The sequence below is a fragment of the Curtobacterium sp. TC1 genome (genome assembly GCF_019844075.1).
GTDB lineage: Bacteria > Actinomycetota > Actinomycetes > Actinomycetales > Microbacteriaceae > Curtobacterium.
This window is the reverse complement of record NZ_CP081964.1, coordinates 239,244-252,341: the sequence shown is the minus strand read 5'-3', so window position 1 is coordinate 252,341 and position 13,098 is coordinate 239,244. Positions and strand designations below refer to the sequence as shown.

Annotated in this window: 12 protein-coding genes; all 12 read right to left on the bottom strand. The window is 67.3% G+C overall.

Features of this window, described 5'->3' with window-relative positions; all coding sequences use genetic code 11:
• Window positions 1-28 precede the first annotated feature (28 nt).
• On the bottom strand, window positions 29-1,204 hold the full coding sequence (locus KZI27_RS02345; RefSeq protein ID WP_222659159.1) for an acyltransferase family protein: 1,176 nt from the start codon (window positions 1,202-1,204) through the stop codon (window positions 29-31).
• Window positions 1,201-2,940 (bottom strand): FAD-dependent oxidoreductase, encoded by a 1,740-nt coding sequence (locus KZI27_RS02340; protein WP_222659158.1) that lies wholly within the window; start codon window positions 2,938-2,940, stop codon window positions 1,201-1,203. Before KZI27_RS02340 ends, KZI27_RS02345 begins: the two co-directional genes overlap by 4 nt.
• Before the next feature lie 3 nt (window positions 2,941-2,943).
• A complete protein-coding gene (locus KZI27_RS02335; RefSeq protein WP_222659157.1) occupies window positions 2,944-4,206 on the bottom strand; it encodes an FG-GAP repeat domain-containing protein in 1,263 nt (420 codons plus the stop codon).
• 16 nt (window positions 4,207-4,222) lie between these two features.
• A complete protein-coding gene (locus tag KZI27_RS02330) occupies window positions 4,223-5,446 on the bottom strand; it encodes an MFS transporter (protein ID WP_222659156.1) in 1,224 nt (407 codons plus the stop codon).
• Window positions 5,443-6,609: a non-hydrolyzing UDP-N-acetylglucosamine 2-epimerase gene (wecB, locus tag KZI27_RS02325; RefSeq protein WP_222659155.1), complete on the bottom strand. Its 1,167-nt coding sequence runs from the start codon at window positions 6,607-6,609 to the stop codon at window positions 5,443-5,445. Before wecB ends, KZI27_RS02330 begins: the two co-directional genes overlap by 4 nt.
• A gap of 85 nt (window positions 6,610-6,694) precedes the next feature.
• On the bottom strand, window positions 6,695-7,378 hold the full coding sequence (locus KZI27_RS02320; RefSeq protein WP_222659154.1) for a hypothetical protein: 684 nt from the start codon (window positions 7,376-7,378) through the stop codon (window positions 6,695-6,697).
• A gap of 307 nt (window positions 7,379-7,685) precedes the next feature.
• A complete protein-coding gene (locus KZI27_RS02315; protein ID WP_222659153.1) occupies window positions 7,686-9,137 on the bottom strand; it encodes an amidase in 1,452 nt (483 codons plus the stop codon).
• Window positions 9,134-9,316: a hypothetical protein gene (locus KZI27_RS02310; RefSeq protein WP_222659152.1), complete on the bottom strand. Its 183-nt coding sequence runs from the start codon at window positions 9,314-9,316 to the stop codon at window positions 9,134-9,136. Before KZI27_RS02310 ends, KZI27_RS02315 begins: the two co-directional genes overlap by 4 nt.
• Window positions 9,317-9,379: 63 nt before the next feature.
• Complete coding sequence (locus KZI27_RS02305; protein ID WP_222659151.1) at window positions 9,380-10,435, bottom strand: ABC transporter substrate-binding protein; 1,056 nt, start codon at window positions 10,433-10,435, stop codon at window positions 9,380-9,382.
• 74 nt (window positions 10,436-10,509) lie between these two features.
• On the bottom strand, window positions 10,510-11,346 hold the full coding sequence (locus KZI27_RS02300) for an ABC transporter permease (protein WP_222659150.1): 837 nt from the start codon (window positions 11,344-11,346) through the stop codon (window positions 10,510-10,512).
• Entirely contained in the window at window positions 11,343-12,128 is a 786-nt protein-coding gene (locus tag KZI27_RS02295; RefSeq protein WP_222659149.1) for an ABC transporter ATP-binding protein, read from the bottom strand. Before KZI27_RS02295 ends, KZI27_RS02300 begins: the two co-directional genes overlap by 4 nt.
• On the bottom strand, window positions 12,125-13,012 hold the full coding sequence (locus KZI27_RS02290; RefSeq protein WP_222659148.1) for a carbon-nitrogen hydrolase family protein: 888 nt from the start codon (window positions 13,010-13,012) through the stop codon (window positions 12,125-12,127). The genes KZI27_RS02295 and KZI27_RS02290 overlap by 4 nt, the downstream gene beginning before the upstream one ends.
• Window positions 13,013-13,098: the final 86 nt, after the last annotated feature.

Here is a 13,098-nt window from a genome sequence, read left to right as displayed (position 1 = left end):
CCTGTGGGGCCGGGCCTTCTCATCGTGCTCAGGCGGTCGGTGCGGCGACGACGGGTTCCGCGGTCGGCAGCGCCCTCCGCCGCGGTCTGGCGAACCGGTCCATCGCCGGCTTCTCCACCAGCGCGTACAGCGCCCACCCGCCGAGGATCGTCAGCCCCAGGAACCCAGCGATGACCAGCAGCGCGATCGGCGTCGAGTAGGTCGCGTTGTGCATCATCTGGCGGACCCAGAAGATGACCACGCCTTGACAGAGGTAGAACCCGAACGACGTGTCGCCGAGCCATTGCATCGCCCGGGTCTGGAGGAACGTCGGCTTCCCGGCTGCGTCACCCGCCGCCGCCGTTGCGATGAGCATCGCGATCGGGATGATGGTCGCGACGTTGAACGTCCACACGAACGGCACGACGTTCGCGATCGCGTAGCCGGCTGCGCATGCCAGCAGCGCGTGCCACATCCGGACGGCGGGCCAGCGGTGTTCCATGACGATGCGGGCGAGGATCGAGCCGAGGATGAACTCGAACAGTCGAGTCGGCGGGAAGATGTAGCCGAACCAGAACTGGAACGACGACACCGGCGTCAGCGCGGACTTCGGGCTGTCGGGCACGATGGTGAGGTTGACGACCTGCACCAGGACCATGCCGACCACCATCATCGATGCCCAGAACCAGAGGCGGTTCCCGGGGATCTTCCGCAGCCCGAGGATGAGCAGCGGGAAGAGCATGTAGAACAGCAGCTCGCTGCACAACGTCCACGAGGGCGGGTTCACGGCGACGTTCACCGCACCGTCCGGCGAGTACGAGTTCAGCAGGAAGAAGTTCAGGACGATGGCGTGGACCGGTGTGATCGAGGCGGCGAACAAGACCATCGCGAGCACCCACATGACGAGGTGGTTCGGGAAGATCTTCACGATCCGGCGCCGCCAGAACGATGTCATCCTCTCCCCCGGTTTCGCCGCCCACGCCAGGAGGAACCCGCTGAGGACGAAGAAGAACGACACCCCGATGTACCCGGTGGTGATGAAGATGCTCTCGGCAGAGTCGGCGACCCGCTCGTCGGCGAAGAGGTTGATCGGATCGTTCGGTGGGATCGGCGACGCCGACAACGTCATGTGGAACCCGAACACCAGCAACGCGGCGAAGAACCGCAGGCCCGTCAGTGACGGCAGCTTCGGCGGCCGCTTCGTGGTGGGGGCTTCGATCGTCATCGGTTCCCGTCCTTTCGCGTCGGGAGCTCCACACCGAGGGTGTGGGTGAAGTAGTTCGTCGGGTCCCAGCGCTGTTTCGCGCGCTGCAGGCGGGGGTAGTTGCCCTTGTAGTAGAGCGTCGACCACGGCACGCCGGACCGGTTCCGCTTCGGGTCGGCCATGTCGACGTCCGGGTAGTTGATGTAACAGCCGTCCATCTGGTCGCCAGGGACCGGTGCCCCGCCCGTGTCGGGGAAGAGCCCCTCGAACGTCTCCCGCTCCCAGCCGAGGTAGAACGCGTCGTCCTCCTCGTCCTGCCAGAACGTCTGCAGGCAGATCTTGAAGATCGTGTCGCGTTGCGCGTTCGCGGTGGCGTCCTCGGCGACGGCGTTCACCTGGCCGCCGAACGAGAACACGACCATCATCGTGTCCGGGTTGGTGAAGTCCGTCCTGGTCATCTGCTTCCACATGACGCGGAGTTGTCGGTTCGTGAACCCCTTCTTGAAGTAGGCGCTCTTGTGCGCTCCACGGCTGGTGGGGTTCGTGATGGTCGGGTTGTTGGTGCCGACGGTGCGGGTGGCCTGCATCCAAGAGATCTGCTTCGTCTCGTAGAAGTCCGGAAGCGCCGGCAGCTCGCCGCTGGGAGTCGTCATCGGTTCCGAGCTGACGTCCACCCCGTCGGTGATCGCGGCGATGAACCGGTGGAGGACGCCGGCAGCGTCAGGTGCGTCCGCATCGATCTGGGTGAACATGCCCAGACTGCCGTGCGCCCGGTGGTTGAGGTTGAACAGGCTCGACAGGTTGGACTCGGGCAGGCCGGGCGCCTTGTACCGTTCGTGCCACGTGTTCCAGTTCGTCATCAGCGTGCGGAACGCGGTCTCGTCCACCTGGTCCCACGGGAACGACAGCGCACTGACGAGTACCCGAGACGGCGCTCTGACGAGCAGGTCGGAGGGGTTCGCTCCCGTGGCTCCGGGCGAGCGGAACCAGTACTTGGTGACGATGCCGAAGTTGCCGCCACCGCCTCCGGTGTGGGCCCACCACAGGTCGCCGAGTGCACCCTTCGACTCCCTCGTCGCGATGTGCGTCGACACCTTCCCGTGCTCGTCGACGGTGACGACCTCGACCGCGTGGAGGTGGTCGACGACGAGACCGTGGGCTCGGGTGAGGAGGCCGTAACCACCTCCGGCGATGTGCCCGCCCGCCCCCACGCTGTAACAGATCCCGCCCGGGATGGTGACACCCCACCCTTTGAAGAGCTTCTCGTACACGTTCAGCAGCCGAGCGCCGGGTTCGACGGCGAAGGCGCGCATCTCCGGGTCGTACGAGACGTCGGTCATCGTGGACAGGTCGAGGATGACCTCGACGTCCGGGTTGCACACGAAGTCGGCGAAGCAGTGCCCGCCACTCCGGACGGACACCTTCTTGCCTGCGCGGACGGCGGTCCGCACTGCCGCTTCGGCGTCCTTGGCCGAGCCGATGAGCCGGACGTAATCGGGCTTCGCTACGAAGCGGACGTTGTTGCCCGTCATCATGTCCAGGTACCGGGAATCACCTGGCGCGATCACGGCACCCGTTGGAGCACTCGCGTTCCCTGCTGCGGCCGTCGCTTCCGAAGCGAACGCCGCGAGCGGGTTGCTGTTCTCGAGCGCGACGATCGCGCCCGCGGCCGCGGTGCCGGCGGAGCCGAACAGGAAGGCGCGTCGTCCGACGTTGCTCTTCGGCGACGGAGCGTCGGTACTGGTCGTGGTCGGCATGGGTCAGCCTTCCTGTGGGGTGCGGTTGCGGTGGAGGGTGATCTCGGCCTTCGGTGCCACGAAGTAGTGCGGCACCGAGTACGAGATCGTGGCGAAGTCGACGACTCCGCGCCCGTCGAAGTCACCGGCGACGATGCGGGCGATGGATTCGCCGGACACCTTCCACTTCACGAACAGCCCCTTCTCCAGGTCGACCGCCTTGTAGTAGTAGGCGCCCTGCCAGGGGTCCGGCCCGCGGAGGCCGATGAGGAACTCGTCGTCGCCGTCGCCGTCGAAGTCGCGGCACATGACCGTGTGGCCAGGTCCTTCACCGTTCTCGTTCGGGTCGCCGTAGATGTCGAGGAGGTGCCGCTGCCACGTCGAGGCTGCAGCGTCTGTGGTGGTGCGCGTGTAGACGGCGACGGTGTTGCCGTGGAACGGTTCGATGGCTGCGACGTACGCGAGGGGATCGTCGCCGATCCGTCCGCCGTCGACGTCGCCGGAGCCCTTGAAGGTGGTCTGCTCGAACTGGCTCGATTCACCGTCACCGATGTGCTCCCAGGCGAACTGCCCGGTTGCCTCGTCGTGGTAGAGCCAGGTCACTCCTTCGTCCGAGGCCATGAGGATGGTGTCCAGGGAGGAGCCGGGGATGAGGCCGGGCTTGCTGGCGACGCCGTGGATCATCCGGAAGTCGGCCCGACTGATCACTTCGGCGTCCCACTCCTGGGTCGGATCGTCAGGCTGGGTGAACAGCATCACCGGGAGGACCGCGTGGACGTCCTCGACGGCGACGATCGGGAAGCCGATGATCTGGATGCGGTCGGTTCGGGAGAAGTGCCCGACGCGGAGCCGGTGCATCCCGGTCGCCCTGCCGACGTAGTGTCGCTTCCAGTTCTCCGTGCTCGTGGCCGGGTCGCCCGGGTTCTCGAGCCAGTCGATCTTTCCACCCGCTCCGTCGGCGTGGTGGATCGTGCCGCCGGGGCCGTACAGCTGGTAGCAGACGACCAGGTCGGGGAGCCCGTTGCCGGTGATGTCGCCGGTACCGGCGCCGACTGGTTCCTTGATCTTGTCGACGACGAGGTGCTTCTCCCACGTCGGGGACTTGTACCAGTAGATCTCCCCGACGGTCAGGCCGTAGCCGATGAGGTCGAGGTTGCCGTCGCCGTCGACGTCGGCTGCTTCCAGCCAGTACCCGTCGCGGAGGAAGTCGGTGACGGTCTCCGAGTCGAAGGTCGGAGGGGTGACGGCCAACGTCGGTGCTGCGGTGCGGAGTCTGTCGAGTGTCATGAGGGTGCCTTCCGGTTCAGGAGGGGATGGTGACGGTGCGTGGTGCAGCCGGCGTCGCGACGGCGGTGCGACGTCGGTGCGTGGTCGCCGCAGCGACCATGAGGGTCGTCGCGGTCGCCGCGAGGACGGCGCCGACCGTGATCGGAGACCGGTAGCCGAGACCGGCGGTGATGGTGAGTCCGCCGAGCCAGGCGCCGATGGCGTTCCCCGCGTTGAACGCGGAGATGTTCACGCCCGACGCGAGAGTCGGTGCGGTGGACGCGAATTCGAGGACGCGCATCTGCATCCCCGGAACGGATGCGAAGCCGACGGCACCGAGGAGGAACAGCGCGGCCCCGGCACTCCACGGGTTCCCGGCGACGATTGCGAATCCGATGAGGACCATGGTGAGTGCGCTCAGCAGGATGAGGAGGGTTCGATCGAGGTGCCGGTCGGCGGCGCGACCCCCGACGAGGTTGCCGATGAAGAGTCCGCAGCCGAACAGCACGAGCATCCACGGGATCGCTGTCGCGGGGACGCCGGCGACGTCGGTGAGGATCGGGGCGATGTAGGTGAACGTGCCGAACATCGCTCCGAACCCGAAGACCGTGACGAGGATCGACAGCCACACCTGCCCGTTGCCGAACGCGGCGAGCTCGCGGCGGAGCTGGCCCGCGGGTCGTCGTTCCGCTGCCCGGGCGGGGATGAAGACCAGGAGCCCGACGAGCGCGACCACGCCGATGGCCGTGATGGTCCAGAACGTCGACCGCCACCCGTACGCCTGCCCGAGGAACGTCCCGAGCGGGACGCCGAGCACGTTCGCGACGGTCAGCCCGAGGAACATGATCGAGATGGCCTGCGCCTTCCGGTTCGACGGGACGAGCGACGCGGCGAGGACCGAACCGATCCCGAAGAAGGCTCCGTGACACATGGCCGCGACGATCCGCCCGACGAGCATCGCCCCGTAGCCGCCGGCGAGTGCGGAGAGGAGGTTGCCGACGATGAAGAGGACCATCAGTACGCACAACACCGTCTTCGGCCGCATCGATGCGGTGGCTGCAGTGACGAACACTCCACCGAACGCGACACTGATCGCGTAACCGGAGACGAGGAACCCGGCCTGCGGGATGGTGACGGCGAAGTCGGTCGCGACCTCCGGGAGGAGTCCGAGGATGACGAACTCCGTCAACCCGATGCCGAACCCGCCGAGCGCCAACGCGACGAGCCCCACCGGGACCCGTGCGGTCGACGGCCGGGTCATGCCAGTGACGGCACGACGTCGGCACCGGGAACGAACGGCATGACGGCCGGTCCCATCCCGAAGTAGTTCGCGATCGCAGCGATGGTCCGATCGGTCGCGCGGCCGTCGCCGTACGGGTTGATCGCGTTCGACATCTCTGCGTACGCCTCGTGGTCGTTGAGGAGCCGTTGCACCTCGGCAACGATCTGACCGCGATGCCGACTGACGAGGCGGGACGACCCGGTGAGGATCGACTCGCTTCGCTCGGTGATCTCGCGGAGCACGAGGGTCGGCTTCCCGAGCGCTGGGCCTTCTTCCTCGGCGCCGGAGCTGTCCGAGAGGATGATGTCGCTGCGACGCAGCAGACGGCAGAACGACAGGTAGGGCAGGGGATCGACCAGATCGACGTTGTCGATGCCCGACAGGATCGGGAGCATCACCGATCGGACCTTGGGGTTCAGGTGCAACGGCACGACGATGCGGACGTCATCACGAGTGGCGATGTCAGCGAGCGCCTCGGCGATCTCCTGCATGGGCTGACCATGACTCTCGCGGCGGTGCGTGGTGGCGAGGATGACACGTCGCGGATCGGTGTCGAGGTCTTCCAGACGCGGATCGCCGTAGGAGCGGAGGTTCTGCATCCCCCAGGCGAGGGCATCGACGATCGTGTTCCCCGTGACCGTGATCGCGCTTTCCTTGATGCCCTCACGGATGAGGTTCGCGTGGTTCCCGGGCGTCGGCGCGAGGTGGAGAGCGGCGATCTGACCGACGAGCTTCCGGTTGGCCTCCTCGGGGAACGGGGACGAGTTGTTCCCGGATCGCAGACCTGCCTCGACGTGGATGACGGGCACCTGTGCATGCAGGCCAGCGAGTGCGCCGGCGAGTGTGGTTGCGGTGTCGCCGTGGACGAGGACCGCGTCGAGGCCGGTGAGGTGGTCACCGGAGCACAGGCCCTCGAGGATCCGGTGGGTGACCTCGGAGAGGGTTTGCCCGTCCTTCATGACGGCGAGGTCGACGTCCGGGGTGATCCCGAACTCTTCGAGGGTGCTGGTGAGCATCTCGCGGTGCTGTCCGGTCGAGATGAGCACGGTACGGAAACGCTCATCGGAGCGGAGCGCGTGGATGAGCGGTGCGTACTTGACGGCTTCGGGTCGAGTGCCGAAGACGATGCCGATGGTCTTCATGGTGGTGCTCCTGCCTGTTTTCGGGAACGCCGAAGGATCCGGTGACGAACCGGCCGGCGTCGATGAGGGTGGGAGGTGCTGGGAGTCAGGCCGCGTGGTACTCGAGCGCGAGCCAGATGCAGTCGGTGTCCGCCCGGTACTGGTGGCACGGGTAGGTGAAGGTGCCGTCCACGTCGATGCAGAACGGGATGGGGTTCGTGGTGCCCGGGCTGAGCTGCTGGTCCTCGTACAGCGACGACTGTGCTACGTCGTCGAACTTCTGCATGCGCCCGAGCCCGCTGACCTGCGTGTGCACCTCGATGAACGGATGGACGTTGTGGATGCCGCAGTCCGTGTCGCTGGGACTGAACCAGAGGTTCGCCTTCACCGTGAACCGCTCCGGGGTCGACGAGGCCGTCGGCTGACGCAGGACGGTGCGCCGGTCGATGAGGACGGTTCCGATGGTGTCTTGCGAAGACTTGAGCAGGACCGGTCCGCCGTCGCCGTAGAAGTCGAGCCAGCCCAGGTCGCGGGCGCGTTGTTCCTGATCTCCTGCAGTGGGCACGGAGAGTGCCAGCAGCAGTTCCCCGGTGACCGTGCCGTGGACGAGGATCGTCGAGCTCAACGGCGGGAGTGGTGCGAGCTGTGCCGTCCCGGTGAATGCGTCCGTCTGAGCGAGATTGACGATGACCGTGCGTTCGGTGATCGGGAACTCGATCGCACCGCGGAGGACCGCGGCCGTCACGAGTGCGCTGTCGAAGTTCAGTCTCTCTGCGGTGCTGATGCTCATGCCGACCCCCTGAGTTGTTCAACGTCAGGTGAAGGCGCTCCTGGAGAACCCCCACTCTGAACAGGAAAAACTGCGGGACGAGGAGGTCGGTTGACTGACCATGAAACTTCCTCGTCCCGCAGTGAGGCAATGACAGCAGTTACTCAGGTTGCCCAACCACTCCCTGACAGTGACAGGCAGGTGGAGGACGGGTCCTTGACGGGATCCGAATGCTCTTGGTAGGCACGCGCGCGTTGCATCGTGCACCACTTGGGAAGGCAACACGGCGTTACGAATGGATTGCCTGACCGTGACGATTGGTCGACGATCAGAGCGAGGAAGCGCACGTGCCGCTGATCCGGCTCGGATGGAGCGGTCGCAGGAGATGGTGACTCGTGACGGCCTGGAAACCGTGTCCAGCACGCAGGACTGCTGACTCGTCGAACGCGCGGGCCGTGATCAGCATCCCGATGGGCAGGCCGTCGTGGTCGAGACCGATGGGGACGCTCAGCCCGGGGAACCCGGCCATGCTGCCGATCGCCGTGTACCGCATGTTCCCCGCCGTCAACGAGGCGGGCCGTCCGTCGAGTTCGACGGACTCCGCACCGTGCGGCAGCGCCGTGAACGGCAGGGTCGGGGTCACGAGGACGTCCACGTCGCGCATCGCCTCGAGCAGTCCGTCGCGGAACCACGCCCGGAAGCGTTGCGCCTGCACGTACTCGACACCTGAGTAGCGGAGTCCGATCTCCAGGTGCGTGCGCACGTCGTCGCCGTAGTCGTCCGGCCGGCTGCGCAGCAGGTCGAGGTGCATGGCGCTCGGCTCCACGGCGTCGACGACGAGTTGCGCGTCCACGAGCTCGTCGACGCCCGGCACGTGGATCTCGGAGAGCGCGGCGCCTGCTGCGGCCAGCGCGTCGAGCGCGTCCCGCACGGCGGCGGTGACGTCCGGCTGGTTCCCGACGAGCGCGTAGTCCGCGATCACACCGACGCGCAGGCCGCGCAGGTGGGCGGCCGGGTCGACGGACTGGAGGCCCGGGGCGGCCAGGCGGACCGGCTCACGCCGCGTGGTCCGGTCGCGCTGGTCCCACCCGGCGATCGCGTCGTGCACGACGGTGGTGTCCGCCGCCGTCCGGGCGAGGGGACCGACGGTGTCCATGGTCCACGCGAGCGGGACGACGCCGGCGTTGCTGACCCGCCCGATGGTGGGGCGCAACCCACTGACACCGTTGACCGACGCGGGCAGCCGCACCGAGCCTCCCGTGTCCGTGCCGAGCGCCGCGACCACCATGCCGGCAGCGACGGCGATGCCGGAGCCGCCGGAGGAGCCGGCGGGCACACGATCACGGTTCCACGGGTTCCGCCCACGGCCGGTGTGGGGGTTGTCGGTGGTGCCGCCCCAGGCGAGTTCGTGCATGTTCGTCCGGCCGACGAGCACCGCGCCGGCGGCGCGGAGGCGGGTGACGACGGTGGCGTCCCGCGCAGCGGGTTCGTCGCCGAGGAGCAGGCTGCCGGCGCGGGTGTGCTGGCCTTGCACGTCGATGTTGTCCTTCACCGCGACCGGGAGACCGTGCAGCGGTCCGCGGTCGACGCCGGCAGCGAGCTCGGCATCGGCGCGGGCTGCGGCTGCCCGGGCGCCCTCGAGGTCGACGTGGACGAACGCGGCGAGGTCCGCCTGCTCGTCGATGCTGGCGATGCTCTGCTCGGTCAGGGTGACGGCGGAGGTCTGCCCGCAGCGGAGCATGCCGGCGAGTTCAGCGATCGGTCGGTACAGATCGGTCACGAGCGAGCTCCGTCGTCGACGTCGGTGTCCCCGGTCTGGCCCGACCGGTCGGTGTGCGGGTGGTCGAAGACGGCGACGGGGACGACCTCCGATGGGACGTTCGCGGTGACGAACGCGGCGATGGAGCGGCCTCGCGCAACCCATTCGTCGGTCAGCGCCTGGCGGGCGGTGTCGTCCATGGGGATCCTCTGATGGGGGACGGCGGGACCACCGGGTGGCGGCCCCGCCGAGGGTGGGATGGGTCAGTTCTTCGCGGGATACTGCTTCTCGGCCTTGTCCGAGAACGTGGTGTCGACGTTCGTCTCGTACGAGGTGGCGTCGGCGGGGTACTTCTCCACGTTGTCGATGTCCGCCGCGAGCTGGAGGTTGTGGTCCCATGCCTCCTCGGTGACGGTTGCACCGTGCGGGTAGCCGTCTGCATCGATCTCACGCTTGACGGCCGAGGCCACCGTGGACTTGTCGAGTTTCGGGAAGTACTTCTCGGCGACCTCGATCGTTCCGGCTTCGTCCGAGTAGATGTAGTTGTACGCCCGCTGGAAGGCGTTGACGACGCCCTGCGTCGCCTCCGGGTTGGCCTTCACGTACTTCTGCGTCGAGGTGAGCGACGAGAACGCGAACGGGTTCCACTCGTCTCCGGCGGCGGGCCACGAGTAGACGACGTGCATGTCCTGCTGGTCGACGGCCTGGCTCACCGAGGGCTCCGGGACCACCGCGTAGTCGGCTTGACCGGACGCGACGGCGGCGAGTTCGTTGCCGAGCGAGACGTTGACGAGCTTGACGCCCGTGAGGTCGTAGGTGTCGATCATCTTCGTCATGAGTGCCCACGTCGAGTCAGGGGACGGGGAGACGACGACCTTCTTGCCGTTCAGGATCGTGGGGTCGTCCTGGGCGCTCGTGCCGTCCTTGCCGACGAGGAACTCCGCCGGGGCGTTCTGCACACCGGCGACGATGACGCCTTCACCGCCCTGCTCGTGGGACTTGGCGGAGAACACCGGGTCCTGGATGGAGAACCCGGCCGAGCCTCCGAGCACCGCGGCGAACGATGCGTTGCCGGATCCGCCGGTGTCGATCGTGACGTTCACACCCTCGTCCTCGAAGTACCCCTTCTCCTCGGCGACGTAGAGCGGCAGGTACAGGAGGGTCTGGACGGCCTGGTTGATGGTGACGTCCTGGGTTCCGCCGTCGGCGGAGTCGGCGGCGTCGGAGCCGGAAGCGCATCCGGAGAGGACGAGGAGTGCTGCGGCGCTGGCCGCAGCGAGGGTGAGGACGCGGGCGCGTCGGGTCAGGGGAGATCGCATGGGGGCACAGCCCTTTCGGTGGGAGGAGTGCGGGGAAGGACGGGTGAGGAGGGTGGCGCGATCCGCTGTGTGGGTCAGCGGTGGTCCCACCGGAGCAGGATGCGCTCCAGCAGGTCGATGAGCAGGCCGAAGACGAGGACCATCGCCATCACCACGACGACGCCGGCGAGGACCTGGTTCATGGCGAAGCTCGACGATCCGGTGACGATCATGTGTCCGACTCCTGCAGAGGACGAGATGAACTCCCCCACGACGGCGCCGATGATCGCGAACCCGACGTTGAGCTTGAGGCCGGCGATGACCCATGACATCGCACCGGGGACGATGGCCTTGGTGAACGCCTGGGTCTTGGAGCTCCCGAACGAGCGCACGAGGTCGAGCAGGTCCGTGTCGACCTTCTGCGCCCCGCGGTACGCGTTCGTCAGCGAGACGATGACGCACGAGAACGCGACGATGACGACCTTCGACACCAGGCCGGTGCCGAACCAGATGATCATCATCGGGGCGACGGCGAGCACGGGGATCGAACCGATCGCGGTGATGAACGGCGCGGACAAGTCGGCGACGAACCGTGAGTACCAGAGGAGGAGGCCGAGGAGCGACCCGCCGAGGGCTCCGATCACGAAGCCGATGAGCACCTCCTGCGCCGTGACACCGAGGTCGGTCCACAGTTCGCCGGTCCCGGTGTTCTGCGCGAGCACCGTGACGATCTGCCCGGGGCTGGAGAACAGGAACGTGCTGATCCAGCCGGCGGACGCGCCGATCTGCCAGGCCGCGAGGAACGCGACGACGATCGCGATCTGGATCGACACGAGGACGCTGCGTCGCCTCGACGACCGCGGTCGGGTGCGACGTTCGGGTGCGGTCCGGACCGCCCCGGTGGCTGCTTCTTCGATCTGGATAGCGGTCATGCTGCGCGCTCCGTCCGGGACCCGGTGCCGATGGAGCGCCAGATCGCCTCGTAGTAGTCGTTGAACGCCGGCGCGAGACGGCGCTCGTTGATGGCGTGGCTGTCGGTGCCGAGATCGATCTCGATCTCCTGCACGACCTGACCGGGGTGGGCCTTGAGGACGTAGACGCGGTCACTGAGGGTGACGGCCTCCTCGATGTCGTGGGTGACGAACACGACCGTCTTGCCCGCCGCCTTCACGGTGTCCATGAGTTCGCTCTCGAGCTGGATCTTGAGCGGGTAGTCGAGGGCCTTGTACGCCTCGTCCATCAGGATGATGTCGGGGTCGGTGACCATCGTCCGCATCAGCGCCGCGCGCTGCCGCATGCCGCCCGACAGCTGACCGGGGTAGCTGTCCTCGCGACCGGACAGGTGGTACGTGTCGAACAGCGCCGACGCCCGTTCCCGGGCTTCGCGCCGTGGGACGCCGTGCACCTCGAGGCCGAGGACCACGTTCTGCATGATCGTCCGCCACGGCATCAGCAGGTCCTTCTGCAGGACGTACCCGATCGAGCGGTTCGGGTTGCCGGTGGTGTCGGTCCCGTTGACGAGGACGCGTCCCTCGGTGGGAGCGAGCAGACCGGTGATGATGTTGAAGAGGGTGGACTTGCCACAGCCGGACGGGCCGACGAAGGAGACGAACTCGCCGGCCTTCGCGTGGAAGTCGATGCCGTCCAGCACGAGCGGGCCGTCGCCGTAGCGCTTCCCGATGCCCTGGACCTCGATCGCGTGGGACATGGTCATTCCGTTCCTGCCCCGTACGGCCCGACTGTTGCGGGCACGGGGACGTAGTCCTTGAGGAAGTGGTAGCCGATGTAGTCGATGCCGCGTGCACGGAGGATGGTGTCCTCGACGTCGACGGTGACGCACGCGATGCCCTCGGTCGGCCCGGTGTCGGCGCGGATGACGCCGTTCGGGTCGATGATCCGCGAGTGCCCGTGGTAGTTCAGGTTCCCCTGCGGGGCCACGACGTTCGACTCGACCATCCACGCCTGGTTCTCCAGCGCCCGGACGCGGCCGAAGAGCGTGTACTGGTCGACGCGGACGTCGTCCTCGGCCGCCTCGGTCGCGTCGTCGTAGGCCCACGCGGTCGGCATGACGAGGATCTCCGCGCCCTGCAGCGCCAGGGCCCTGGTCGTCTCGGGGAAGCACTTGTCGTAGCAGATGAGCATGCCGATCCGACCGATGCCCGTCTCGAACACGGGGAACCCCGCACCGGGGTGGTAGACGTGCTTCTCGTCCCCGGGCTGGTGCACCTTGCGGTACCGGCCGATGTACCCGTCCGGGCCGGCGAGGACGACCGTGTTGTAGAGCACGTCAGCGAACCGGTCGTCGCGCTCGGTCAGCCCGAACACGACGTGCAGGCTCTGCTCGACCGCAGCCTCGATCAACGCACTGACCCGGGGACCGTTCGGTACCGTCTCGGCGTTCTGCTGCTGGTAGCGGACGTTCTCGAAGTCCAGACTGAGCGTGTCCGTGAGGTAGCCCTGCAGAGCCTGCTCCGGGAACACCACCAGGTCGGCACCGATCTCGGCGGCATCTCGGATGCGGCCGAGCATCACGGTGAGGTTCGTGTCCGGGTCGTACACGACCGGCATCGACACGGTGGCGATGGTGGTGAGGGGCATGAGGAGAGCGTGATCGACGGCGGTTTCCACTCCGTCACGCCCTCGTTACGCCCCTGCTAAGCCACCACGCACCTGTCCGCGAATGC

Coding starts and splice junctions, on each gene's coding strand:
- KZI27_RS02340 (WP_222659158.1), bottom strand. CDS start 2,940: ATGCCGACCACGACCAGTACCGACGCTCCGTCGCCGAAGAGCAACGTC.
- KZI27_RS02335 (WP_222659157.1), bottom strand. CDS start 4,206: ATGACACTCGACAGACTCCGCACCGCAGCACCGACGTTGGCCGTCACC.
- KZI27_RS02300 (WP_222659150.1), bottom strand. CDS start 11,346: ATGACCGCTATCCAGATCGAAGAAGCAGCCACCGGGGCGGTCCGGACC.
- KZI27_RS02320 (WP_222659154.1), bottom strand. CDS start 7,378: ATGAGCATCAGCACCGCAGAGAGACTGAACTTCGACAGCGCACTCGTG.
- KZI27_RS02345 (WP_222659159.1), bottom strand. CDS start 1,204: ATGACGATCGAAGCCCCCACCACGAAGCGGCCGCCGAAGCTGCCGTCA.
- KZI27_RS02330 (WP_222659156.1), bottom strand. CDS start 5,446: ATGACCCGGCCGTCGACCGCACGGGTCCCGGTGGGGCTCGTCGCGTTG.
- wecB (WP_222659155.1), bottom strand. CDS start 6,609: ATGAAGACCATCGGCATCGTCTTCGGCACTCGACCCGAAGCCGTCAAG.
- KZI27_RS02305 (WP_222659151.1), bottom strand. CDS start 10,435: ATGCGATCTCCCCTGACCCGACGCGCCCGCGTCCTCACCCTCGCTGCG.
- KZI27_RS02310 (WP_222659152.1), bottom strand. CDS start 9,316: ATGGACGACACCGCCCGCCAGGCGCTGACCGACGAATGGGTTGCGCGA.
- KZI27_RS02290 (WP_222659148.1), bottom strand. CDS start 13,012: ATGCCCCTCACCACCATCGCCACCGTGTCGATGCCGGTCGTGTACGAC.
- KZI27_RS02295 (WP_222659149.1), bottom strand. CDS start 12,128: ATGACCATGTCCCACGCGATCGAGGTCCAGGGCATCGGGAAGCGCTAC.